This is a genomic window from Acinetobacter sp. YH12135, assembly GCF_013418565.1.
In the GTDB taxonomy this organism is placed as follows: Bacteria; Pseudomonadota; Gammaproteobacteria; order Pseudomonadales; family Moraxellaceae; genus Acinetobacter; species Acinetobacter towneri.
Window position 1 is genome coordinate 1 of sequence record NZ_VPBU01000028.1, and the last position, 25,507, is coordinate 25,507.

The following is a 25,507-nucleotide window of genomic DNA, read 5'->3' on the forward strand; positions in this document are numbered from 1 at the left end:
TTTCATGTACTTATATTAACAATCAAAACTCAAGGAAAATAGTCCTTAGTTAAATCAAACGACACTTTATGTCGTGTCGCTTATATCTCTGACCTGAAGGACTGAGTTTTACGCTCCATTTGATAAAAATAATTCAGATCAGATCCGACTGTGTCCAGCACCTTGGCAACTTCAAGGTGAAGCCTATATTTTAAATTATTGGCTCAGCCCGCATTTTTTAAATCTGGCACAGCCTTTTGGCTTAGCACCTTCTTTTTTAGGGCGTCTTGTTCAAGTCATGTGGGTACGTTATAACGCTAGCCCCATTGGCGCTTATGATGAGCTGCTGATTTTAGATCATCCTCTATTTAGGCAGAGTCGTTTATCTACCATTCCTAAAATTTTTGTTTCAACTGAGTCTTCTGTGCAACACGGACAACAGCTTTGGGGTATTCCGAAAGAACTGGCAAGCTTTGATTGGGATATTCAAGATCGACAGATGAGTTGCAAAATACAACACGCAGATTTGCAATTCGCCATTCAACTTGAAAAATGCAATACGCAACGTAGCTTTATTGATAGTCATTACATCCCTGCTGCGCTTTCAAAAATTCAGCAAACATGGCAAGGGAAATCTTATCAATTTAATCCTTCTTTTCGCGGCAGATTAATCCCACTCAAACATGCGTCTTGGCAATCGAATCCAAGTTTGTTTCCTGATTTTAATCAGGCACGCTTCATCAATGGTTTTTACGTGCCTGAGTTCGAACTGACTTTTCCAGAAGCCGAAATCTCTACTCTGGTTTAACCGTTCCACGTGAAACAGATTAACAAAGACAACCCAAGGTTTAGCTACGTGGTCGATCCCAAAATTTTCTAAAGTTTTTACACATTTCAATGCTGATTTTTTTGGCGCGACGCGACACAAAGGTCATGCTAATAAAACCATGTGTTTGATCTAAATATTCTACATATTTTACCGTGACAGCATGTTGACGTAATTTATGTGCATAAATTTCAGCTTCATCATGCAAAACGTCATGCCCTGCTGTGACCACAAAGGCAGGCGCTAGTTTTTTCAATTTGCCAAAAGTTGGCGAAATGATTGGATCATCCAAAGCGACCTGATGCTGTGTGACATAGTGCTGGGTGACAAAATCAATATCTTGTCCCGTCAACACCAAACCATCTTTATAAGCAAAGAATGAAGGATGGCGACTCTTAAAATCTAAGGCTGGATAAATTAAAAATTGTGCGTCAGGTGCATAGGCTGAATGAGCACTACGCTGTGCAACCACCGCTGCAATATTACCACCCGCACTATCGCCTGCCACCGCTATGCGATTTTTTAAAATTTTCATTTCTCGACGATGTTGATATGCCCATGCCAAAGCATCTTCACAGACTTGAATAATCTGCTGTGGACTAGCTTCAGGCGCGAGTGGATATTCCACACTCAACACTTGTGCATGGGCATGTACCGCCATTAAGCGGCAAAATTCGTCATGACTGTCTAAACCACCCACCACAAAACCACCACCATGATAAAACACGATTAAAGGCAATTTTTTATGTGGTGCAGGATGATAATAACGCGCTGCGATATTGCCACTGGCTAAGTTTAAACGGATTTCTTCAACTCGTTTGACCGCAGTTGGAGTGCTCAGAATAGATTGCATTTGTCGATCAAATGCCTGTCTAGACTGTACAGGGTCAGCACCAATAAAACCAATTTTCCCTTGTTTTAATTGTGCCGCCATCATGCATTTAATAAATGGATCAAGGTCTGGATAATGATACGGATAACCCAAAGCTTGAGCCAAAGTATGATGTACTCGACTTGGTAACTTATTTAATGCACGTGCAGCAGCACCTTGTCCTTTGTGCAATTTATTTTTGAGAGATGAATTCAAAATTTGCATGCCTGTTCCTTTTTATATGTCTGCATGATTTGCCTAAACGCTTCATAATTTCTTCATGATCAACAGCACAGTGACCATTTTGTTATACAAGTGCTTCAATCGTTATACACATTCAAATTACCTATACGCTACCCTGCTTTTATGACGCTGTCATTGACACTATTGCAGTCTATGTTTGATGTTTCAGACAAATTCACCTCATCAGCTCAGGAGGCAGAGCATGACTAAAAAATTAATCTTACTTTCATGTGCGACTGCTTTTTTAGCCGTAGGTTGCGTAGTCGTGCCTGACGAAGGTTACTACGATGGACGATATGAGCCACGCTATGATGATGATCATCGACGTTATGACAATGATAGGCAGCGTTGGGAATATCAACAAGGTAAAAATCGGGTTGAGTTAGAGCGTCGTAAACGTGAACTAGAACGTCGTGAATGGGAACAAAAACGACAACAGCAATTACAGCAACAACGCTATGAACAAGAGCGACAACGTTTAGCAGAGCAGCGTAAACGCTTATCGGAACAGCAGCGTAAACAGCTTGAGCAAAAGCGTAAGCAGCAAATTGAAGCTGAACAAAAAAAGCGTGAGGAAGCACGTAAACGCTGGCAACAACAACGTGATGCACAACAAAAGCGCTGGCAGGAAAACCGTAAAGACCGTGAACAACGACGTGATCGTGATTGAGTCTTGCAGCAAAGCAAAACAAATGAGGTAAAAAAAGGGCTTATTCAGAAGTTAGATAAGCCCCGAAAACACATTTAGCAATACACAAGAAACTACAGCGATATAGCATCTATGCGCAAAGAATAAGCAGTGTTAGGTTTTGTGTAAAATATATAATTACTCTCGATTAAGTTGTTTTAGCGATTAATCAACCAAAACTTAAAAACTCTAATCATACGCATGCACAAATAGTGAACAAACACCCAGTCGAATCCTGTTGATAAAACAGTGTTTTTAGCTATCTCCGTAATAAAAGCACTGGTTTAGCTGAATAATCAGCTCCCTATTACCATACTTTTTTAAACAAAAAAATATTATAAGTTTCAAAGTTTAATTTGCTTCATTCATCCGCCGACATCTTGATTCAAAATGTATTTTTTTGACCAAATTTCATGGCAATGAAAATTAATCTACTGGCACGCTTGAATTTTGCCTGCCCTGCCCCGATTTCTTAGCTAATTACGAACTTCTCTAACCATGGCAGTTCAGCAATAACGCAGTTAGCACTGACGCCAAAGGACTGTACATGTTTAAAAACCCATTTAAACGGAGTAAATCAATGGCAACTGAGCAGAACGAACAAACTCAAGACCTTGAGCTAGAGCAGACGGAACAACAAACAGCGCAAGATACTGAGCAAGCAGAAGTTTCCGTTGAGTCTTTACAAGAACAACTGAGCAAACTTGAAGAAAACCTAAAATTGGAAAAAGCACGTACTGCCAATGCAGTTTACGAAGCGGAAAAAACCAAAGAGCGTTTAGAACGTGAAGCAGATACAGCTAAAAAGTTTGCTTTAGAAAAGTTTGCTAAAGAATTATTGGATTCTGTAGACAACCTTGAGCGTGCTATTGCCGCCAATGGTGATGAAAAAACTGCCTTGTCTGAAGGTGTGGAACTGACCTTTAAATCATTACTGACCACTTTAGAAAAGTTTGGTGTGGTGGTGATTGATACAGCCAATGGTTTCAATGCAGACCTGCATCAAGCCGTAGGGATTGATCCAAATGCAAAAGCCAATGAAATTGGCAACGTATTACAAAAAGGCTACACCTTACATGGTCGCTTACTCCGCCCTGCAATGGTGATGGTTGGCGCTTAAGCCTTATAAAATCGAGAGTTGATAAAAAATTTTCATCTAAACAACTTGAAAAATTTTGATTGGCTCTCATATCGAATAACAAGTGAAAACATTGCAAAAGAATTTTTGAGGAAACATCCAAATGGCTAAAATCATTGGTATTGACTTAGGTACAACTAACTCATGTGTAGCGGTACTTGAAGGCGACAAAGTTAAAGTAATTGAAAACGCAGAAGGCGCACGTACAACTCCATCTATTATTGCTTATAAAGATGGCGAAATTCTTGTAGGTCAATCTGCAAAGCGTCAGGCTGTAACTAACCCGAAAAACACATTATTCGCAATTAAGCGTTTGATTGGTCGTCGTTATGAAGACCAAGCGGTACAAAAAGACATTGGTCTTGTGCCTTACAAAATCATCAAAGCAGACAATGGCGATGCTTGGGTTGAAGTGAATGACAAGAAACTTGCACCACAGCAAATTTCTGCAGAAACTTTGAAAAAGATGAAAAAGACTGCCGAAGATTATTTGGGCGAAACAGTTACTGAAGCCGTGATTACTGTACCTGCGTACTTTAACGATGCACAGCGCCAAGCAACCAAAGATGCGGGTAAAATTGCAGGCTTAGAAGTTAAACGTATCATCAACGAACCAACTGCTGCTGCGCTTGCATTTGGTATGGACAAGAAAGAAGGCGACCGTAAAGTTGCTGTATATGACTTGGGTGGTGGTACTTTTGACGTATCGATCATTGAAATTGCAGACCTTGATGGCGACCAACAAATTGAAGTGTTATCAACCAACGGTGATACCTTCCTTGGTGGTGAAGACTTTGACAATGCCTTGATCGAATACTTGGTTGAAGAGTTCAAAAAAGAGCAAAACTTCAACTTGAAACAAGATCCATTGGCATTACAACGTCTGAAAGAAGCGGCTGAGAAAGCAAAAATCGAGCTTTCATCTTCAAATGCGACTGAAATCAACTTGCCATATATCACTGCAGACGCAACAGGTCCGAAGCACTTGGTGATGAACGTGACTCGCGCCAAACTTGAAGGTTTGGTTGCTGATTTAGTCGCTCGTACCATTGAGCCATGTAAAGTTGCGCTACAAGATGCAGGACTTTCAACTTCTGACATCTCTGACGTGATTTTGGTGGGTGGTCAATCACGTATGCCACTTGTACAACAAAAAGTACAAGAATTCTTTGGCAAAGAGCCACGTAAAGACGTAAACCCAGACGAAGCTGTTGCAATTGGTGCAGCAATTCAGGGTGCCGTATTGTCTGGTGACAAAACTGACGTATTGCTTCTAGACGTAACTCCGTTAACGCTTGGTATTGAAACTATGGGTGGCGTGTTGACGCCAATCATTGAGAAAAACACCACGATTCCTGCGAAGAAATCTCAAGTGTTCTCAACAGCGGCAGACAACCAGCCTGCAGTAGACATTTCAGTTTACCAAGGTGAGCGTAAAATGGCTCAACAAAACAAATTGTTGGGTAACTTCCAATTAGGTGACATTCCACCAGCGCCACGCGGTGTGCCACAAATTGAAGTTTCGTTCGACATTAACGCTGACGGTATCTTGAAAGTGTCTGCAAAAGACAAGAGCACAGGCAAAGAACAATCGATTCAAATTAAAGCAAACTCTGGTTTGAGCGATGCTGAAATTGAAGCGATGATTAAAGATGCTGAAGCAAATGCTGAAGAAGACCGTAAGTTTGAAGAACTTGCAAAAGCACGTAACGAAGCGGATGCTTTAGTTTCTTCTGCTCAAAAAGCAGTAAAAGACCTTGGTGAACAAGTGACTGCCGATGAAAAAACTGCGATTGAAACTGCAGTCACTGAGCTTGAAGCGACAACCAAAGAAAATGATGTAGATGCAATCAAAGCAAAAACTGAAGCATTGCAAAACATCATCATGCCAATTACGCAACGTGCGTATGAAGCTGCACAAGGTCAAGGCGGTGCACAAGGTTTCGACCCAAATGCATTTGGCGGTGACGCAGGTCAACAAAAAGCCGATGATGGCGTTGTGGATGCTGAATTCACTGAAGTCAAAGATGATAAAAAATAATTTGTCGCTTTAACGCACATCAAAAACCGCGCTGCAAGCAATTGCAGCGCGGTTTTTCTTTTCGATATCCATACACTGACTTCAAGATTTAAATGAAAGAGCACAGACAATTGGACGCTCAACCGAGTACAATAGATAAAATGATGCTCTAACTGCAAATAGATTGAGTTTCTGCCCTACTTTCGGCTACAGTAAACCCAAAAAAGGATGCCGCTAGCAATGCGTTTGTTTCTATTGGGTGCAATCATACTGTTTTCTATCTTGCTGATTTATCAAAATATTCAACATCCTCATACACGACACAATACTGCACTAGATCATTTAAAACATCCTTTAGATACTCGCTTACGTTATCGTATTGCTGAAGTCGATCCGCGTTTTGGCTTAAGCCATGCCGATTTACTACAACTGAGTCAGGAAGCCACCCATATTTGGAAACAAGGGACGGGACAAGATTATTTTGTATATGACCCGAACGCCAAGCTCGCCATTCACTTGATTTATGATCAACGTCAAGATGAATCAAACCAACGCCAACAACAACTTACAGCCATTGAACAACGCCAACAACACTGGAACAATCAAAACCAAAATATTCAAGCACTAAAACAAGAAATTGCAGATAAAAATCAACAACTTGATGCAAAAAAAATGCTATTTGAACAACAACTTGAACAATACAATCGTCAAGTACAGCAAATTAACCAAAGTGGTGGGCTACATCCTTCGCAACAGGAAATTTTTGCAGCCAAAAAACAAGAAATCCAGCAACACATGTGGAGTTTAGAACACGAAATAGCGCAATTTAATCAGCAAATTAACCAGCTCAATCAACAAGTCGATGCCCTCAATCAACTTAATCAAGACATTGATGTATCCATCCAGCAATTTAATGCACGTTTTCAACCACGTTTATTTGATAAAGGCAGCTTTGATGGTCAGGCCATTCGGATTTATGAGTTTCAATCTAAAGATGATTTACGTCTAACTTTGGCGCATGAATTTGGTCATGCTTTGGGTTTAGCACACCATAACGACCCTTATGCCTTAATGTATCCAATGCTAAAAGATCAGCAGTTGCAGAATTTCCAACTGCGCCCTGCCGATCTCGATTTACTCCATGCACGGCATTGAGCAATCTGGCAAACTGAAGTGACTAAAACACAAAACTCCCCTCACCCTGTACGATAGTTGCATATCCATTACACGTGCAAAGGCAGCAAATTTACTCATTTCATGTTATTGTGAAGGCTCTGTATAACCCTGAACGATCTGTGGAGATTCATGTGAGTTACTACCATATCCTGATTGAAGTAAATGACCACATCAGCACGATTGAACAAAGCCGTGATATCGAAATTTTTGATATTGTTGAGCTTCAACCTTGTCTCCACTCGATTTTATTGCCGTATTTTAATGAGCAAGTGATTGAACTTGAAGATGAAAATATTGAATACAAAGATATTTTGCATCTTGAGGTTAGACAGACCTTATTACCAATTGAACACCTGATTGAAGAAGAACAGCGTTTGCTGCCAAGTGATACCGACATCACCATTTCAGCTTATGAAATTTTTAATAACAAAGAATTAAGCCAAGATGTCACGACTGTGATTTTTGATTTGCTTGAAGCAGTGAAAATTGAACCTTAATCCCCTGTTTTAAGACAAAAATTAAAAAGGTCTGCACATTTGCAGACCTTTTTTATGCAATCGCAACAACTTATTGCATCATTTGTTTGGCCGCTTCATTACGAAACGCTCTTAAAATTTGCTGCCCTGCCCGACCTGTTGCAGCCAAGCCGAGTCGAGTCTGTTCCTGACGAATCGCTTGACGGGTTTTGTCGCCAATTAAACCATCCACTTCACCAATGTCATAACCACGACTTAACAAAAAGCGTTGAATTTCACGGCGTTCTGCGCGGGATGTACCTGCATCATCGGTTGGCCAAGCGGTGCGGAATGCAGACTGCCCCATTAAACGATCTGATAAATGCGCAATCGCTAAGGCATAACTTTCTGCTGCGTTATAGCTATAAATGGCATCGAAGTTTCTAAACACTAAGAATACAGGGCCATTCGCACCTGCAGGTGCCATCAAGCCTGCCTGACTACTGCCCGATAAATTGCCCTGAATTAATGCCGAACCATCTGCACGAGTCAACCCACGATTAACCCAACTGCTGAGGGATTTTTTATTGCGTCGCCCTTCACCACTCAAAGACATGCCTGCAGGCACTTTGACTTCAAAGCCCCACGGCTGCCCTGTTTGCCAGCCGCGACGTTTTAAAAAGTTAGCGGTGGAAGCCAAAGCATCTGGAATACTAGATACTAAGTCACGGCGACCATCACCATCAAAATCGACCGCCAACTCATCATAGGTCGATGGCATAAACTGAGTATGCCCAAACGCCCCTGCCCATGAGCCTTTTAATTGTGATTCAGTGACATCACCACGTTGCAATAAACGCATGGTGGTAAAAAACTCACCTCGGAAATAGCTTTGACGGCGTCCTTCACAGCTCAAGGTACCTAGCGCTTGCAATAATGGATAGGATCCTGAAATCGCACCAAAGTTACTTTCTACCCCCCAAACCGCCACTACGGTTTCTGCAGGTACGCCATAGGCTGCTGCAACACGATTGAGCACATCACGGTGCTGTGCCAATTTCTGCTGTCCTGCCTGCACGCGCTCATCATCGACCAAGCCTGAGAGATAATCCCAGATTGGCGTAGAAAATTCAGGTTGGTAATTTAAACGCTCAATGACGGAATAATCTGGGCTGAGATTTTGAGTATAGCGATCATAACTGCTGCCACTCACCCCTTTGGCAATGGCTTGGCTGCGTAAATTGGCCAAACAACTTTGAAAATGGTTTTGTGGTTGAAAATTTGCAGATGTACTGACCGTTGGTGTTACGGTGACAGATTTTCCATTGATAATTAGTTCTGCCTGAACCTGAGTAGCTGCCATTGCAGCTGTCGCAAAAATCACAGCGAAACGATGCATAATACCCTTTGATGTGTTTTGAATTTAAATCTTGGCTTTACCATAACACCTTCAGCCACAGAGATCAGATGAAAATCTGTAACTTTAAATTCATTTACACAGTTTTAAATTCATTTTCTCGTTTTAAATTTAAAACACTTATCCACAAGTACGGCATCTCACATTTTTAAATTCAAAATCACAACACATGATAAGACTTTTAAATTTAAAAGTTTAAATTCAAATTAAACCAACCCAAGTTATCCACAAAACACGACATTCACTGCATATTTACGATGTATTACTTTGAATTTAAAAGTAGCTTTTTAAATTTAAAGATCAAAAGAGCCGCTACTTTATTTAAATTCAAAACTGCAGATCTATCTTTAAATTCATTTCTGATATTTAAATTCAAAGTTGAAGCATCGCTTTAAATTTAAAACGCGCTATTTGAATTTAAAGTTTTGAATTCATAATTATCATCTGTTTCCCATCAGACTTGTGCGCATTTTTATTTTAAGTATTGCTTTGCTACGGTGATGGTTGCTTATTCAGCCTGATCTATCTTAATCAACCTAAAATTACAGCGTCAATCCTAGACAGATTAACGGTAGAACACCTTAAAAATAGGCAGAATAAAAACGTGAAAGTATAAAAAAGCGCTCATCGTGATGAGCGCTTTGGTGTCATTTTTAAATTTACAAGCTCATATCAGCACTGAGCGCCAATGGATTTGGTAAAATTTTTGCCAATTGGCGGCATAAATCTGTCAATTCAGCGGCATCATTCGGCATTAAAGTAATATGCCCAATTTTACGGCCTTCACGCTCAGTTTTATTGTACAAATGCAAATGTGCGCCATTCAATGCCAACACATCTTCAGTTTTGGGATGCTGACCAATAATATTGACCATCACCGTTGGACGTACCACTTCAGTTGAGCCTAACGGTAAACCTGCTACAGCACGAATATGGTTCTCAAACTGCGAACACACCGCGCCTTCAATTGACCAGTGACCTGAGTTATGCACACGAGGTGCCATCTCGTTGGCATACAAGCCCTTGTCAGTGACAAATAGCTCTAGCGTTAATACACCAACATAATTTAAGTGATTGAGCAGGCGAGTGATGTAGTCTTGCGCCACAGGCTGTAAGTCTGCGCTGTTTGGTGCTGGTACAATCGAATGCGATAAAATACCGTTGTGATGATGGTTTTCTGCCAATGGCCAAGTTTTTACTTCACCATTTTGACCACGCACCGCAATAATAGATACTTCACGTGAAAAAGTAACAAAACTTTCTGCAATCAAGCTGCCTGCAGGGCCAAGTTCTGCCCATGCTTGTTCAATCTGATCTGCACTGCGCAGTACAAACTGACCTTTGCCATCATAGCCGCCTGTTGCGGTTTTTAGCACAATTGGCAGACCGAGTTCAGCTACAGCAGCCTGTAAACTTTCCAGCGAGTTGACGGCTTGGTACGGCGCAACAGGAATCGCCAATTCATCAAATAAGCCTTTTTCCAGCAAGCGGTTTTGGGCAATTGCCAAAGCCTGACGTGGTGGATGCAAGTCTTTGTGCTTAATCAATACATCAACATCAGCCAACGGAGTATTTTCAAACTCAAGGCTGAATACATCGGCACTGTGTATAAAATCTTGTAGGCTATTTTCGCTTTTGCTGGCAAAAACCTGACCCAAGGTTGCCGCTGGGCAATCTGGACTGGCTTCAAAAAAGGTACATTGAATATTTAAGGGTAAAGCCGCTTGTGCCATCATGCGACCCAATTGACCGCCACCAAAAATACCGATGGTCTTATCCATAGTAATTGTCCCGCTTAAGCCTGACCTGGAATATTGTTGCTTGAAACTTTCTCAGTTTGCGCGGCACGGAAATTGGCAACATTTTGTGCAATTTCTGGACGGGTTAAACCTAAAATTTGGGCTGCCATAATTGCCGCATTGGTTGCTCCCGCAGGACCAATCGCCAATGTACCTATGGCAATACCTGCAGGCATTTGCACAATTGAAAGTAATGAATCGACACCATTTAAAATTGAAGATTTCACTGGCACACCCAAAACAGGTAAATCAGTTTTAGCTGCACACATACCTGGTAAGTGTGCGGCACCACCAGCGCCTGCAATAATCACCTGAATGCCACGATCACGCGCTTGTTCAGCATATTCAAATAAGCGATCTGGGGTACGGTGTGCAGAAACGACTTCCGCTTCAAATGGGACACCAAGCTGCTTCAGCATATTGGCAGTGTGTTCGAGAGTTGCCCAATCCGATTGAGAACCCATGATAATTCCAACGAGAGGAGCGTCTTGTGCAGCGGCCGCGTTCATTACAAATATTCCAGAAACGAAACTAAGGAAAGAGAAATTCAGGCGAGAAAGCCAAGCTTGAATAAGAACTCCACATTATAGACTGATTTTTCGACTTGTTAAAATTGAACACGGCGACTCAACCGACTTTTTTGATTATTTTTATCTGGTTATTTTCTAATAATTAACCACAGGCTCACACCATTGCAGCTACGCGAGCTGTTTAAGCCATGCAAAAGCACCATTTTAAGATGCTCGAAACACAAAATATACGCAGCCACATAAACATAAAGCTGCCCATAAATAATCCAGTTTAAAAGGTTGCTTAAACAAAAAAATCATAAACGGGACAAACACCAATAAAGTCACAACTTCTTGGGTAATTTTCATTTGACCTACCGCCCAGCCATGCTGCGCCAGCAAACGGGTAGCAGGAATCATCAAACTGTATTCAAACAGGGCGATCACCCAACTGAATAAAATAGCCTGCCACAGCGGCGCATCATGTGGTAAAAACTTGAGATGACCATACCACGCCAAGGTCATAAAACAGTTTGCAACCACCAAAAGTAAAAATGCTGAAGACATTGTGTCGTACTATCTTAAAAATTCAGTTTTATTTTACGAGCTATTTGCCATGAAAAATGCAAGAGCAGCAATTTTTTACATCGTTTGGCGCAGATTCAGCGCTGAAAAATCCCTGAAATGAGATACAAGAATCACTATCTTTTCGCCAAAACCCTTGCTATCGTTGCTTCAAATCAAGTTAATCACGACAACAGCACAAAAATACGTGATGTGTCTATAAAAGCAGTGGAGTAAGGCGGAATGCATCTGCATATTTTGGGTATTTGTGGCACATTTATGGGCTCATTGGCACTTTTGGCCCGCGATTTAGGACATACCGTCACAGGTTCAGACCAAAACGTCTATCCACCGATGTCGACTCAACTGGAAAATGCAGGCATTACCTTAATGCAAGGTTATGACCGCAGCCATTTACAACCGCATCCAGATTTAGTGATTGTGGGCAATGCCATGAAACGTGGGATTGATGCGGTTGAATACATGCTGAATGCAGGTTTACCGTATATTTCTGGCCCGCAATTTTTGGCCGATCATGTCTTGCAAGGCAAACACGTACTGGGCGTTGCAGGCACGCACGGCAAAACCACCACCACCACCATGTTGGCGTGGGTATTGGATCAGGCAGGCTTAGAACCGGGCTTTTTAATTGGCGGCGTTCCTTTAGGCTTTAGTGAAAGTGCACGTTTGGGTGCAGGCAAGTATTTCTGTGTCGAAGCCGATGAATACGACTCTGCGTTTTTTGATAAACGCTCCAAGTTCGTACATTACCATCCTAAAACCGCCATTTTAAATAACCTTGAATTTGACCATGCCGATATTTTTGATGATTTGGCCGCAATTCAAAAACAATTCCATCATTTGGTGCGTACCATCCCAAGTGAAGGGCGCATTATTGCCCCAATTACAGAAACCCATATTGATGAAGTGTTAGAAATGGGTTGCTGGACACCTGTGCTACGTACTTCGCTCAATGCAGATCCACAAGCGGAACTGTATGCAGAACAACTTGCAGCAGATGGTTCACATTTTAAAGTTCTGAAAAATGGTGTGCTACAAGGTGAAGTGCGCTGGAATATGACAGGGCAACACAGTGTCGCCAATGCCTTGGCAACCATCGCCGCAGCAGAGCATGTTGGGGTTGCAATTGAAACCGCATGTGCAGCGCTGTCCAATTTTGGTGGGGTGAAACGCCGTATGGAGTTATTAGGCACCATACGCGGCATTGAAGTCTATGATGACTTTGCCCACCATCCAACCGCAATTGAAACCACACTGGACGGCGCACGTAAGCGTTTGGGTGAGCGTAAGCTTTGGGCGATTATTGAACCACGTTCCAACACCATGCGCATGGGCAGTCATAAAGAGGGCTTGGCAGATTCAGCACGTTTGGCGGATGCTGTGATTTGGTATCAACCTGAAGGTTTAGACTGGGATTTACAGCCTGTGGTTGCGGCTGCTCGCAATCATGCGGTGGTGGCCAATACTTTGGATGAAATTATTCAAAAAATCGTGAGCCAAGCAGGTGAGGGCGATGCAGTGGTGATTATGTCAAATGGTGGATTTGGTGGTTTACATCAAAAACTCATTCAAGCGTTGCAACACACGGCTTAAAATCGCTTAAACTGATTTAAAACTCTTTCAAAAAAAATCCCCTGTTTTTGGCAAAAAATAGGGGGTTTTTATATTAATTATAAATTTATATATTATAATTATTAAAAGCAAAAATACTGCTCATGAACTTGTCATCTTGACCTGTTACTTTAAAAAGATTACATCCTGCGAGCATGACGGTTGCTACAGGTTGGCTGCTGGATGTCTTTCATCATTATTACTAAGAAGGATGGTCACAATGTCAAAAACAATGAAAGCCATGGTCTACCACGGCGCCAATGATATTCGTTTTGAAGAACGCCCACGTCCAGAAATTTTACAACCAACAGATGCCGTGATTCGTCTCACCAAAACTACAATTTGCGGTACTGACTTAGGTATTTGGAAAGGTAAAAACCCAGAAATTCAAGACACTGCAGTTGCCAAGACAGGGCTATTTGATGGCCGTATTTTAGGTCACGAAGGTATCGGGATTGTTGAAGAAGTCGGTTCGGCAGTCAAAAATTTCAAAAAAGGCGACAAGGTCATTATTTCTTGTGTCAGCCGTTGTGGTACTTGTGAAAACTGTCAAAAACAACTCTATGCACACTGCCAAAACGAAGGTGGCTGGATCATGGGATATATGATTGATGGTACTCATGCAGAATATGTCCGTACTCCATTTGCAGATACTTCTTTATATTTGCTACCTGAAGGTTTAAATGAAGAAGTCGCGGTTTTCTTGTCTGATGTATTGCCAACTTCACATGAAATTGGCGTGCAATACGGCAATGTTAAACCGGGTGATACCATTGCCATTGTCGGTACAGGTCCAATTGGCATGGGTTGTCTGCTTACTGCACAGTTCTATTCTCCTGCACAAATTATTGCAGTTGATATGGATGATAACCGCTTGGCGATGGCAAAAGAATTGGGGGCAACCCATACTATTAACTCTGCCAAAGAAGATGCTGTACAACGTATTTTAGAGATTACAGGTGGTCGCGGGGTAGACTGCGCCATGGAAGCTGTAGGTGTCGAAGCCACTTGGGATATTTGCCAAAATGTCGTGAAAGAGGGCGGACATATTGCCAATGTGGGCGTACATGGTAAGTCGGTAAATTTTGAGTTAAACAAACTCTGGATTAAAAACCTAACCATCACTACGGGTTTGGTGAATGCCAATACGACAGGCATGCTGTTAAAAACCTGCTGTTCAGGCAAATTACCTTTAGAAAAACTGGCAACGCACCATTTTAAATTCTCTGAATTTGAAAAAGCCTATGATGTGTTTAAACATGCTTCAGATGAAAATGCCATGAAAGTGATGATTAATTACGAATAATCTTGGCTTAACTATGTTACAAAAAAGCCAATCTACGCGCTGTGGATTGGCTTTTTTGGGCTTTTATAATATTTTCAAGAAAATTTTAGACTGCACGACAGACGAAGTCTGCATGCTGTTTTAATACCAACACATTAGATTATTTCAACGTAGAAAGACTTTTAAGCCACGACATCAGCATATTGTGTATCTGTTTCAAAAGCCGTCTCAATATAAGAGCACACGGGTACAATTTTTAGCTGCTTTTCACGTGCAAAGGCGACCAAAATATCTAATAGCTGACGGGCAACCCCTTGACCTCGTAATGTCAGATCGACCCAAGTGTGATCTGCTAAAATAGTGTGATCATCTTGATATTGATAAGTAATTTCAGCGATATGCCGACCATCACGTTCAATAAAAAATTCACCGCCACGTTGGGTTTCTTGATGTTGAATTTGCATAAGTCCACCTATCAAACTAAATCTATTTTTTCAATTTGCCACACTCTTTACGAAATATTGTGCTGAATTTGTACAAATTAAAGTGATTTACCATACAGAATAAATTGCACAACACTTAAAATTATGTAATTCTTTACGCAGATTTAGGCAGCGTCCTAATCCCAAATTATGTTGAACAAGGGGAGTAGCCTCCTCCAAGCGTTAAAATATAACTTTAACGTGTCAGCGTTTCGTCATTACACTTTGCAAAAAGTCGGACGCTGAGCATAGTGCACATACTTGTTGATACAAGTCCGCTCTATGTAGGCAAGACCTTGATCATGTTGTTACAGATGTTTGAAATCATCTGACAACAGGTCAAGGTTTTTTTGTGGCCAGTTGTTGGATGTGGAGATTGTATGGAATCCATCGGCAATTTATGGCTATATCTGGTCTTTTTTGCAATTGTTGCAGTCATGCTCGCCATTGACTTCTTAGGCTTTAAACAAAAAGCAGGCGAATTGGTCAAAGTCAAAACCGCTGCGTATTGGAGTATCGCCTGGGTCAGTGTGGCAGCTTTATTTGGTGGCGGTTTATGGCTGTATCTTAAACACAGCGTTGGGCTAGAAGTCGCCAATACCAAAGTCATGGAATACTTTGCGGGTTATTTGCTGGAAAAATCACTGGCGATTGATAATGTATTCGTTTGGTTGATGATCTTCGCCGCATTCGCCATCCCACCGGGCTTACAGCGTAAAATTTTACTCTACGGCGTACTGGGCGCAATTATTCTCAGAACCATTTTTATTTTTATTGGAGCTTGGTTTGTACAAGAATTCTCCTGGATTTTGTATATTTTTGGCGCATTTTTGGTCTACACAGGCTTTAAATTCTTAAAAGGTCCAGAGCAAGAAGCCAGCAATATTGAAGATATGGCGTTGTTAAAATGGCTACGCAAACACATGCGTATTACCCCAACACTGGAAAAAGATCAGTTTTTTGTGCGCCAAAATGGTGTACTTTGGGCAACGCCATTATTTTTAGTTTTAATTTTGGTCGAAGCATCTGACGTTATTTTTGCCGTGGATTCTATCCCTGCAATTTTTGCAGTGACCACCGATCCCTTTATTGTACTCACCGCAAATCTTATGGCTATTTTGGGCTTACGTGCCATGTTTTTCTTGCTCTCAGGAGCAGCCACTAAAATGCATTATTTACCGTATGGACTGGGTTTAATTTTACTATTTATTGGCTTTAAAATGCTGATGTTAGATGTATTCCACATGCCTATCTGGATTTCACTCGGCTTTATTGTACTTGTGCTGACAATCACTGCGTGGTTATCAATTCGACATAGTCGAAAACACCATGAAACCACATTATAAAATTTAACAGTCCCCACCATCGTTGCAAGCCTTCTTTCGAGAAGGCTTTTTGTATTCATTTCACCAAGTTTTAATTTACCGTACGATAAATTTTATCGTACTGCTGCAAGCTACATTTAAGGTACAATCTCTTGAAAAATGAAAAATGTAGGTTGTTTTATGCCATCTCCTGTACAACGCACCGCAATTCGTGGTCGCTTTCTTGATTTCAAAAACTGTACCAGCCAAGCCGATCAAATTTCAGAACAAGTCCGTTATGTAGACGATGGCTTGTTAATTTGCGAACAAGGCAAAATTCAGTGGTTTGGTTCATGGCAAGAAGGGCAGGCAAAGCTAAACGCCAACACAGAGTTCCATCATTATCCTGACCATCTCATTGTGCCTGGCTTCATCGACACCCATATTCATTTTCCACAGACTGAAATGATTGGCGCGTATGGTGAACAATTACTGGAATGGCTGAATACTTATACTTTTCCGACTGAACTGCAATTTGCAGATAAAGCCTATGCAGATCAGATTGCACAATTTTTTGTGCAGGAATTACTGAAAAATGGCACCACCACAGCTTTGGTGTTTTGTACGGTACATCCTGAATCGGTAGATGCGTTGTTTGAAGCGGCAGCACAACATCAAATGCGTTTAATTGCAGGTAAAGTGCTGATGGATCGGCATGCACCTGAAGCATTGTGTGACAGTGCAGACTCAGGCTATACAGACTCTAAAGCGTTGATTGAAAAATGGCATGGAATAGGACGTAATCTCTACGCGATTACGCCACGTTTTGCACCGACTTCTAGCCCTGAGCAACTGGCGCGGGCAGGGCAACTCAAAGCCGAATATCCCGATGTTTATGTACATACCCATTTAAGTGAAAATCACAATGAAATTGCGTGGGTGAAACAATTATTTCCAGAGCAAAATGGATATTTAGATGTTTATCATCACTATGGTTTAACAGGTTCACGTTCGGTTTTTGCGCATTGTGTGCATTTAGAAGAACATGAATGGCAATGTCTGCATCATACCGATTCTGCAATTGCCTTTTGTCCAAGCTCCAATTTATTTTTGGGCAGCGGTTTATTTCCGCTGCATAAAACTTGGGAGCGACAGGTGAAGGTCGGTTTAGGTACAGATATTGGCGCAGGCACCACGTTTAATGTACTGCATATCCTCAATGAAGCCTATAAAGTACAACAACTGCAAGGGGCAAAACTCTCTGCTTTTGAAGCGTTGTATCACGCCACATTAGGTGCTGCCAAAGCTTTGGACTTAGACGATAAGCTGGGGAATTTTAAAGTAGGCAAAGAAGCCGATTTTGTGGTGCTGGATTTAAATGCCACCGCTTTACAACGCTTACGACAACAACGTTCCAAACATCTTGAAGATGCATTATTTGCCCTCATTACTTTAGCAGATGACCGTAATATTCATGCGACCTATATTTATGGACAACGTGCCTACTACCAACCCAATCAAAACTCAGCAGCAGGTGGCTAAACCTGCGCAATCCTCGTATATAAAACCCATCGGATGGGCAATGCTGATACTCGGTTGTGCTTTGTTGTTACGCTCAGATTCTCACTCAGCACAAAAATGATGCTATTTTAACCATGCAAGCACGTGCAACATCGCGCAAGATATATTAAAATTAGCGCATATTTTGGGGTGTTGCAGGTCAACACCTTTTTTATTTTTGCTTTTTAGGTATCTACCCATGACAGTTGAAATGCAGGTTTTGATTTCTGCAGAAGAAATCCAAACAAAAGTTCAGGAACTTGGTCAAAAAATTAATGCTCACTATGCCAATAGCGACAAAGAGTTGGTTTTAATTGGCTTATTACGTGGTTCTGTATTGTTCATGGCAGATTTATGCCGCACCATTCAAAAGCCGCATGAACTGGATTTTATGACTGTATCCAGCTACGGCGGAGGTACTGTGTCATCGCGTGATGTGAAAATTTTAAAAGATTTGGATGGTGAAATTCGCGGTAAAGATGTCTTGGTGGTTGAAGATATTATCGACTCGGGCAACACCCTAAATAAAGTGATGGAAATTTTGCAAACCCGTGAGCCAAATTCAATTGAGCTGTGTACCTTAATTAGCAAGCCATCACGCCGTGAAATTGAGCTTGAAGTTAAATTTATGGGCTTTGAAATTGAAGATAAGTTTATTGTCGGTTATGGCTTGGATTATGACCAAAAATATCGTCATATTCCGTTTATTGGCGAAATTGGCTTATAAAACAAATACGCCTCGCTTTAAAAAAGTGATCGTTTCAGATCACTTTTTTTTATGGCTGAAATTTGCATTTCATCTATCTAACAGGACAAAAACACTACATGCTGTAGCATTATTCGACTATTTTCCTTGGGATTTTTCGGCAAAGATAAGTCTGAAACATGATGTAAAACATAAACAAAGATAACAAGGAGCTGCTCATGTGGTCATTAATTGTCGCAATTGTGGTGGGTTTTATTGCAGGTCTAATCGCCCGCGCGATTCATCCTGGAGATGATAAAGCAGGGTTTATTGTCACCACCTTACTTGGGATTGCAGGGTCTTTATTGGCAACCTATGCAGGGCGTATGATGGGATTGTACGGTGATGGTTCTGCCGCAGGCTTTATTGCCTCCATCATTGGTGCGCTGATTATTCTATTTATTTATAATACGTTCATGAAAAAATCGCGTGCTTAAATCCTGTATTAACGACTGTAATTTTTCAGTCAAACATCTTCTCTCTCAATAAAAAAACCGCCTAAAAATTGAGGCGGTTTTTTTATATCTACTTCGCAATCACAAATTTCAGGTTTGCTCCGATACACACTACACAATTTTAGTTGCCAATATCAGATAAAAAATTAGCCGTTCTTAAAGACCAAATTCTTTAAAAATCTGTTCAATTTGTGCCGCAGGATATGCTCCCATAACTTTAAAGCCATTCGAGAAAATAATCGCAGGCGTACCGTTTACACCTAAACGATGCGCTAAAACAATGTTGCGCTCCACAGGGTTGGCACAACTGCTTTGACTTGTAGGCAATTGTGCTTTTGTGATCAGGTTTTCCCAAGCAAGAGCAGGGTTTTTCTCACAATACACCTGTTTAGATGGCGCAACAGATTGCGCTTTTAACGGCAAAATAAAGGTATAGATTGTAATGTTGTCCAGCTTTTTCAGTTCAGCCTCAAGCTGTTTACAATATGGGCAATTTGGGTCAGAAAAGATCGCAATCTGACGTTTTCCCGTACCTCGCACACTTTTGATTGCATCTTGTAACGGTAACTTTTTCCAATCGACACTGTTTTGTTGGATCAATAAATCTTTGGTTAAGTTATGCTGATCCTTTAAACGAATCATTGAACCCGCCAAAATATGTTGTGCATCTTCATTCAAATACACCACTTGACCATCCATAGAGGCACTATAAACACCTTTCATTTCTGTGGCTTGAATATTGTCTAATTTCAGTTGCGGATGCTGTTGTTTGACATTTTTACTAACCGTTGCAACATCGGCCATGCTCACGGCGCTGCATAATCCCATTAAGGCAGCTAAACTCAATTGTTTAATCATGTGTTTTCATCTAAATAAAGTAAATTTAGCCTGATTCTAAGCTGAAAGATGCACAGAATTCAGCATTTTTAAGCCAGAATTACGCAATTGCTACAACTCATTTTTGCCATGCAACGCTTTAGGTTTCACGTGGAACATTCAAGTCTGATGGTGGATTAATTTCTACTGAAATATGGACAATTTCTTCATGAATGGCGAGAGCAGTGCGGACTTGATCTGCGTCTAAATCGTGTGCGGTTTCCAATGCCAAAATACAGGAAAATTTACCCTGTCCAACTTTCCAAACATGCAAGTCTGTAATCATCACACTGACTGGTAACTCTGCAATCACTTCACGAATTTCATCCACCACAGGATGATCCATTTCTGCATCCAGCAATGTTTTCCCTGTTTCCTGCATCAAACCTATTGCCCAACGCGCCACTAAAATTGAACCAACAATACCTAACAGTGCATCTAGAAAATCCCAGCCCCAATATTTACCCGCAATTAAAGCAATAATTGCAAAAATTGAAGTCACCGCATCTGCCACCACATGCATAAAGGCAGCTTTCTGATTTAGGTCATGGCTATCATGCGTATGCTCATGATGGTGATGGTGATGGTGATGGTGATGGTGATGGTGATGGTGATCATCTTCATGTAATAACCATGCACAAATCAAATTGACCAATAACCCTAAAATCGCAATTGGAATGGCTTGGTTATACTGAATATCAACAGGAAAAAATAAACGCTCGATAGAGTGAATTGCCATAAATGCAGCCACCACCACCAATAAAATGGCACTGCTATAGCCAGCTAAAATTTCAATTTTCCATGTACCAAAACTAAACCGCGTATCGGCTGCATAATGACGTGCTGCCCGATAGGCAAAATAAGCCAAACCTAGCGCCAGCATGTGTGAACTCATGTGCCAGCCATCTGCCAGCAAAGCCATGGAATGAAAAATCCAGCCACCCAAGATTTCCAAGAACATCATGACAGCCGTCAGCAAAGCCGCATATAATATTTTATTCTGCGCCAGCGGATTGCCTTGATCGAATTGATGTGGATGGATACGATGAGAGTGTTGCTGACGCATAATGGGAAATCATTGTTAAATATACTCTCCTAGAGTATATAGAAATTGAGGTGATGTGTTGGGTCATTTACATACAGATAAGAAAATTTTAAATCGCGTCAAACGTCTACAAGGGCAAATTGGGGCAGTGGAACAAGCACTTCACAATCCTGATCATGGCTGTATTGAAGTTTTACAACAAGTCGCAGCTATTAAAGGTGCGGTCAATGGTTTGATGAATGAGTTAATCGAATCGCATTTGCGTCATCATGTGATTGGTGATCAATGCGCGATTGATGAACATGAACTGGAAGAGTTTATGAAACTGCTAAAACGCTATGCTTAAACACAAATAGGCTTGACCAGATTCAAGGCTTGTCTTTACACTGAGTGATATTTCTCACTATATGAGACTAAACTCAAGAGTTTAGCCATCAATCGAGTTTTTTATGACTCAATCTCAATCTTGGCATCCTTTCGTGATGATCAGCCTCGCCCTGATTATTGGCACCATGGGCACGGCACTTGCAAGCCCGCTGTATCCAATTTATCAGGAATTGTGGCAGCTTTTACCCAGCCATATCACCTTTATTTTTGTGGCGTATATGCTCGGTTGTTTGGCTACCTTGCTCTTTTTAGGGCGTACCAGCAACAGTATCGGCTTCTTAAAAACCTTAGAATTGGGTTTAGTGATCATCACCCTCGGACTGATTCTGTCTATGTTTGCCACCAATGCACTTTGGCTTGCTTTGGGGCGTTTTGTGATTGGAATTGCTTCAGGTCTTATGACTACATCGGCGTTAATTGGCTTAATGTGGAGTATCCCCGAATCACATAAAGCACATGCGCCACAGCTCAGTTCAGTCATTACCGCAGTCGGGTTTGGCTTAGGTCCTTTGCTCGGTGGTGGTGTGGCACAATTTTCAGCAGCGCCTTTGTTTAGTCCATATATTCCTGTCATTTTGGGTGCAGTACTGTGTTTTATTGGATTGTTACGTTTAGCACCGCCTGAATTTACGCCACAAGCCTTCTCGATTGCCCCAAAATTAGAACGCCCAGAACCACGCTTTCATGCAGAATTTTATATTACAGGTTTAACCGCATTCTGTGCCTTTGCTGCCTTTAGTTTATTTGCTTCGCTCTCTCCCTCTTTTGTGCAAGTGATTATTCCGTGGCACGGGCCTTTGGTCAGTGGTTTGGCCATCACCTGTATTTTGCTGATTTCAGCGCTGGTGCAGTATTTTTCTAAAGCCATTCCTGCACAAAAATGTCTAAATTATGGGCTGTATTTGCTGTTATTGAGTTTATTGGTACTCGGTTTATGCATGTATTTACACTGGAGTTTTCTATTTTTTGTGAGTGATGTGCTGCTAGGCATAGGACACGGGTTGGCATTGATTGGCGCTTTTGGTTTAATTCATGCCATGACCAATCTGCAGAATCGTGCTGCAGTGATGTCGACCTATTTATTTATGGGCTATTTAGGCACGATTCTGCCAATTATTGCAGTCGGTTATCTGGCCGATCATTTCGGTTTAACCACCGCCGTACTTAGCTTTTGTGCAGCCATCTGCTTACTGTGTGGCTACATCATTATTTGGTATCGCCAGTTGCAGAACAAACCTGTTTTAGGATGAAGTTTCATCTAAACGACAAACTAAAATCAGGACAAGGTTTGGATCAGCTGAGTTTATTCAAATATTCAAACCTTGTAGATGAATGGGACTATGTCTTCTATTTTGATCTCAAACTCAATAGCCATTATTTTTCATTGATGGTTTGATGCTCTAATTCTTTGGTTAGGAAGTAATTCAAAAAGGTTCGAATGACAGCAATGATCGCCAATTTAATTAGGCTATCTAAATCTGGATCTACCGTGGTGGCTAAAATATCTGCAGCCAACTGAAATTCAAGCGCCGTCGCAAGCCAATCCCCAAAACAATAACGTGCAGTACGCCCCGATTTTAATTGAACCAGCACCCATAAAGTTTTAACTAGACCAATCACCACACAAATCACAGAAATGGCTTCGAGTGACAATTGCAAAAAATGAACCGAAGAAATGAGTATTTCACGTAAAAAAGCCAGTTCAAACATCCAAATACCTCCATCAGAGATTTCATCTCGTGCATTTAGGATTGAATTGAGCGCCAATTTTTGATTATTTTCTCATCATAGCTTTAAATGCTGCGGTTTAAAAAGACTTACGTGATTATTGATGGGTTTTCATAAAGATAAATTGAAACGTTTAAATATGACATAAGTTAGATCGGGCTTGTGCCGAATGAGAAACTAAACATTAACGAATAGGCTGATTTTTAGTAGCAGATCACCCCAAATAGGATAATAAAAAAGCACTAAGCCACTCAAACTTAATGCTATTTTTGTATCAAATCAGGAAGTAATCGCTAAAAATCATTTCCCAATACAGAATGTAATAACAAAAAATAATCATATTTAAATCAATTAATTGCAACAAACAATTCTTTACAGATACTAAACAGATACTTTTTAAAGCAATGCTAGGCATTTTTTATACCCTGCGAATCTGCTTTTTAGCGTGAAAAAAAGTCGGGTTTTAAGTCTGCCATACACCCATAATTTTTATTATTTAGTAAATTTTTGTTATTTTTTAATAGTTGAGTTGTATAGTTTTTTAAATATAATTCCTTATTTAACTAAAAGTAATAAAGAGGGCTTTATGAAAAAATTTAAACTTAGTTTTTTAAGCTGTTCAATCATTTTTCTAACAGCTTGTGGTGGTGGTGATGGGGGGACAAGTGATTATTATAATAATGAAACACCAACAACACCAACAACACCAACAACACCAACAACACCAACCGAGCCTGAGAACAAAGCTCCTGTTGCAGCCGCTGGTATAAACCAGAATGTTACTTTAGGTGATCTAGTTGTGCTCGATGGTTCTAAAAGTTTAGATGAAGACCAAAATTTACTTACCTATACATGGGTAATAAAAGAAAAGCCTTTATTAAGTAACGTAAACTTATCAAACTCATCAATTGTAAATCCAACATTTAAGCCTGATGTGGTCGGTAAGTATGTAGTTAGCTTAATAGTTAATGATGGAAAGTTAGATAGCTCAGAAGATACTATTGAAATTAATGTAGTAAAAGGTAACGCTGCTCCTGTTGCAGCAATTTCTCAGGTTTCAGAAACAATACAAGTCGGCAATAAAGTTATTTTTGATGGTTCATCAAGTACAGATAGCGACAACGATGCGATAAATTATATTTGGACTATTGAATCTAAACCAACAGATAGTACTGCTCAATTATCAATGGCAACAACTGTTAACCCGAGTGTTATTTTTGATAAAATCGGTACTTATACGATTGGATTAGTTGTTTCAGATGGTGATTTATCAAGTGAAAAAGTTACCTCAACTATTCAGGTCGTACGCGGAAATTCCGCACCTTTAGCAGATGCTGGGACAGCACAGACAATACAATTAGGTCAAATCGTAACGCTTGATGGTAGTAAGAGTAATGACCCAGATAATGACCAATTAAGCTATAAATGGGCTATTAGTTCTAAACCTAATGGTAGTAATGCTTTAATTTCAAATACGACAAATGTTAAACCAACATTTACTCCTGATGTAGCGGGAAATTATGTAATTAATTTAATCGTATCTGATGGTGCATTAACTGCTAGTAGTAACGTAAATATCACTGTTCAAACAGCGCCAGAACTCGTATTAAGCACGAGTGACTTTTTTGGTTCAACAGTCCATAAATTACCGTATAGCAGCACAGCAAGTTTTAACAATACTTATAACTGCATAGGCACTGGATGTACTGGTCCATCTTTAGCAAGTTTTAATTTAGAAGCTAAAGGACGTCCATATACAATTATCAATTTAAATGCGACCTCTAATAATCCTACTTACTCTGCTTTTTTTGGAAATTTAACCAATAATCAAATCATTCAAAATGGTGAAAATGTTAAATTTGATTTAAAAGCAACACCAACTCAAGGGAATACAGTTACTTTTAATTACTCGTTTACGGTTAAAGAAACAGGGCAAACTTTTTCTTACACTGCAACAGGTAGAATTAATTAAAGTTTTAATAAAGGCATCTTAAAAGATGCCTTTATTTTTGACTAACTTTTGATATTAAAATGTAACATTTTGCCAATAAAATCACCCCTAAAAATTGGACTTGACATTTTGCTCCATGAGGTTGTTTCCAAAAACACTAAAAACAACCCTGATTTTTTGTAAAAATTTCATAAATACATGATTATTAATAATAATTTAAGGCGTTATGTTTTGGTGTGAAAAAAGGCGCATTTTGCGCCTTTGTTTTGGTACATTTTGCCAATCAATACGGCTTTTCTTCGGGCAGAAATAGGTATTTCTCCCTCAGCATCTCCCCAGCTTGACTCTTATAGTCCTTAGTCCTAAGGACAG

General features: G+C 40.5%; 24 protein-coding genes. 15 read left to right on the plus strand and 9 right to left on the minus strand.

Annotated elements, in window-relative coordinates; translation table 11 throughout:
• Positions 1–142 precede the first annotated feature (142 nt).
• Positions 143–787, plus strand: coding sequence for an acetoacetate decarboxylase family protein (locus tag FTU70_RS12865; protein ID WP_180060694.1), 645 nt, complete (start codon positions 143–145; stop codon positions 785–787).
• A 40-nt stretch (positions 788–827) separates the two neighbouring features.
• Here FTU70_RS12865 and FTU70_RS12870 read toward each other — a convergent pair whose 3' ends face one another.
• Positions 828–1,901 (minus strand): alpha/beta hydrolase, encoded by a 1,074-nt coding sequence (locus FTU70_RS12870; RefSeq protein ID WP_131261892.1) that lies wholly within the window; start codon positions 1,899–1,901, stop codon positions 828–830.
• A 220-nt stretch (positions 1,902–2,121) separates the two neighbouring features.
• Between FTU70_RS12870 and FTU70_RS12875 the strand changes: the two genes are divergently transcribed.
• From FTU70_RS12875 to FTU70_RS12895, 5 genes are all read left to right on the plus strand, one after another.
• A complete protein-coding gene (locus FTU70_RS12875; RefSeq protein WP_131261893.1) occupies positions 2,122–2,589 on the plus strand; it encodes a hypothetical protein in 468 nt (155 codons plus the stop codon).
• A 565-nt stretch (positions 2,590–3,154) separates the two neighbouring features.
• On the plus strand, positions 3,155–3,727 hold the full coding sequence (gene grpE, locus FTU70_RS12880; protein ID WP_257222586.1) for a nucleotide exchange factor GrpE: 573 nt from the start codon (positions 3,155–3,157) through the stop codon (positions 3,725–3,727).
• Positions 3,728–3,848: 121 nt separating this feature from the next.
• Positions 3,849–5,786 (plus strand): molecular chaperone DnaK, encoded by a 1,938-nt coding sequence (dnaK, locus tag FTU70_RS12885; protein WP_154321227.1) that lies wholly within the window; start codon positions 3,849–3,851, stop codon positions 5,784–5,786.
• Positions 5,787–6,005: 219 nt separating this feature from the next.
• Positions 6,006–6,920 carry a matrixin family metalloprotease gene (locus tag FTU70_RS12890; RefSeq protein ID WP_004969807.1) on the plus strand — a complete coding sequence of 305 codons (915 nt, stop codon included), beginning with the start codon at positions 6,006–6,008 and terminating at the stop codon, positions 6,918–6,920.
• A 140-nt stretch (positions 6,921–7,060) separates the two neighbouring features.
• A complete protein-coding gene (locus tag FTU70_RS12895; RefSeq protein ID WP_162164695.1) occupies positions 7,061–7,438 on the plus strand; it encodes a hypothetical protein in 378 nt (125 codons plus the stop codon).
• A gap of 70 nt (positions 7,439–7,508) precedes the next feature.
• On the opposite strand, the gene FTU70_RS12900 is transcribed toward FTU70_RS12895, so the two are convergent.
• The 4 genes from FTU70_RS12900 to FTU70_RS12915 form a co-directional block, all read right to left on the minus strand.
• Positions 7,509–8,795, minus strand: a complete 1,287-nt coding sequence (locus tag FTU70_RS12900) for a lytic murein transglycosylase (protein ID WP_004969803.1) — start codon at positions 8,793–8,795, stop codon at positions 7,509–7,511.
• Between the two features lie 677 nt (positions 8,796–9,472).
• Complete coding sequence (locus FTU70_RS12905) at positions 9,473–10,594, minus strand: 5-(carboxyamino)imidazole ribonucleotide synthase (protein WP_104852791.1); 1,122 nt, start codon at positions 10,592–10,594, stop codon at positions 9,473–9,475.
• Between the two features lie 14 nt (positions 10,595–10,608).
• Positions 10,609–11,121 (minus strand): 5-(carboxyamino)imidazole ribonucleotide mutase, encoded by a 513-nt coding sequence (gene purE, locus FTU70_RS12910; RefSeq protein WP_180060686.1) that lies wholly within the window; start codon positions 11,119–11,121, stop codon positions 10,609–10,611.
• A 225-nt stretch (positions 11,122–11,346) separates the two neighbouring features.
• The gene (locus FTU70_RS12915) at positions 11,347–11,688 is read right to left on the minus strand and encodes a DMT family protein (RefSeq protein WP_004969799.1); all 342 of its coding nucleotides are present in this window, start codon (positions 11,686–11,688) and stop codon (positions 11,347–11,349) included.
• 240 nt (positions 11,689–11,928) lie between these two features.
• On the opposite strand from FTU70_RS12915, the gene mpl reads away from it, so the two are divergent.
• Together mpl and FTU70_RS12925 are read left to right on the plus strand one after the other, a co-directional pair.
• Positions 11,929–13,299 (plus strand): UDP-N-acetylmuramate:L-alanyl-gamma-D-glutamyl-meso-diaminopimelate ligase, encoded by a 1,371-nt coding sequence (gene mpl, locus FTU70_RS12920; RefSeq protein WP_004969796.1) that lies wholly within the window; start codon positions 11,929–11,931, stop codon positions 13,297–13,299.
• Between the two features lie 238 nt (positions 13,300–13,537).
• A complete protein-coding gene (locus FTU70_RS12925) occupies positions 13,538–14,623 on the plus strand; it encodes a zinc-dependent alcohol dehydrogenase family protein (protein WP_180060687.1) in 1,086 nt (361 codons plus the stop codon).
• A gap of 161 nt (positions 14,624–14,784) precedes the next feature.
• Here FTU70_RS12925 and FTU70_RS12930 read toward each other — a convergent pair whose 3' ends face one another.
• A complete protein-coding gene (locus FTU70_RS12930; protein ID WP_004969793.1) occupies positions 14,785–15,066 on the minus strand; it encodes a GNAT family N-acetyltransferase in 282 nt (93 codons plus the stop codon).
• A gap of 398 nt (positions 15,067–15,464) precedes the next feature.
• On the opposite strand from FTU70_RS12930, the gene FTU70_RS12935 reads away from it, so the two are divergent.
• From FTU70_RS12935 to FTU70_RS12950, 4 genes are all read left to right on the plus strand, one after another.
• Entirely contained in the window at positions 15,465–16,430 is a 966-nt protein-coding gene (locus FTU70_RS12935; protein ID WP_180060688.1) for a TerC family protein, read from the plus strand.
• 159 nt (positions 16,431–16,589) lie between these two features.
• Entirely contained in the window at positions 16,590–17,930 is a 1,341-nt protein-coding gene (gene guaD / locus FTU70_RS12940; protein ID WP_180060689.1) for a guanine deaminase, read from the plus strand.
• 217 nt (positions 17,931–18,147) lie between these two features.
• Positions 18,148–18,675 (plus strand): hypoxanthine phosphoribosyltransferase, encoded by a 528-nt coding sequence (hpt, locus tag FTU70_RS12945; RefSeq protein ID WP_004969787.1) that lies wholly within the window; start codon positions 18,148–18,150, stop codon positions 18,673–18,675.
• Between the two features lie 197 nt (positions 18,676–18,872).
• A complete protein-coding gene (locus FTU70_RS12950) occupies positions 18,873–19,130 on the plus strand; it encodes a GlsB/YeaQ/YmgE family stress response membrane protein (protein ID WP_004969785.1) in 258 nt (85 codons plus the stop codon).
• Positions 19,131–19,304: 174 nt separating this feature from the next.
• Here FTU70_RS12950 and FTU70_RS12955 read toward each other — a convergent pair whose 3' ends face one another.
• Positions 19,305–19,952 carry a DsbC family protein gene (locus FTU70_RS12955; protein ID WP_373685345.1) on the minus strand — a complete coding sequence of 216 codons (648 nt, stop codon included), beginning with the start codon at positions 19,950–19,952 and terminating at the stop codon, positions 19,305–19,307.
• 172 nt (positions 19,953–20,124) lie between these two features.
• Entirely contained in the window at positions 20,125–21,090 is a 966-nt protein-coding gene (dmeF, locus tag FTU70_RS12960) for a CDF family Co(II)/Ni(II) efflux transporter DmeF (protein WP_180060690.1), read from the minus strand.
• A gap of 58 nt (positions 21,091–21,148) precedes the next feature.
• Between dmeF and FTU70_RS12965 the strand changes: the two genes are divergently transcribed.
• Together FTU70_RS12965 and FTU70_RS12970 are read left to right on the plus strand one after the other, a co-directional pair.
• A complete protein-coding gene (locus tag FTU70_RS12965) occupies positions 21,149–21,415 on the plus strand; it encodes a metal/formaldehyde-sensitive transcriptional repressor (protein WP_004969779.1) in 267 nt (88 codons plus the stop codon).
• Positions 21,416–21,518: 103 nt separating this feature from the next.
• Positions 21,519–22,706, plus strand: a complete 1,188-nt coding sequence (locus FTU70_RS12970) for an MFS transporter (RefSeq protein ID WP_004969777.1) — start codon at positions 21,519–21,521, stop codon at positions 22,704–22,706.
• 124 nt (positions 22,707–22,830) lie between these two features.
• Here FTU70_RS12970 and FTU70_RS12975 read toward each other — a convergent pair whose 3' ends face one another.
• Complete coding sequence (locus FTU70_RS12975) at positions 22,831–23,166, minus strand: DUF1622 domain-containing protein (RefSeq protein ID WP_004969773.1); 336 nt, start codon at positions 23,164–23,166, stop codon at positions 22,831–22,833.
• Between the two features lie 463 nt (positions 23,167–23,629).
• On the opposite strand from FTU70_RS12975, the gene FTU70_RS12980 reads away from it, so the two are divergent.
• Entirely contained in the window at positions 23,630–25,156 is a 1,527-nt protein-coding gene (locus FTU70_RS12980; protein ID WP_180060691.1) for a PKD domain-containing protein, read from the plus strand.
• Positions 25,157–25,507 lie beyond the last annotated feature (351 nt).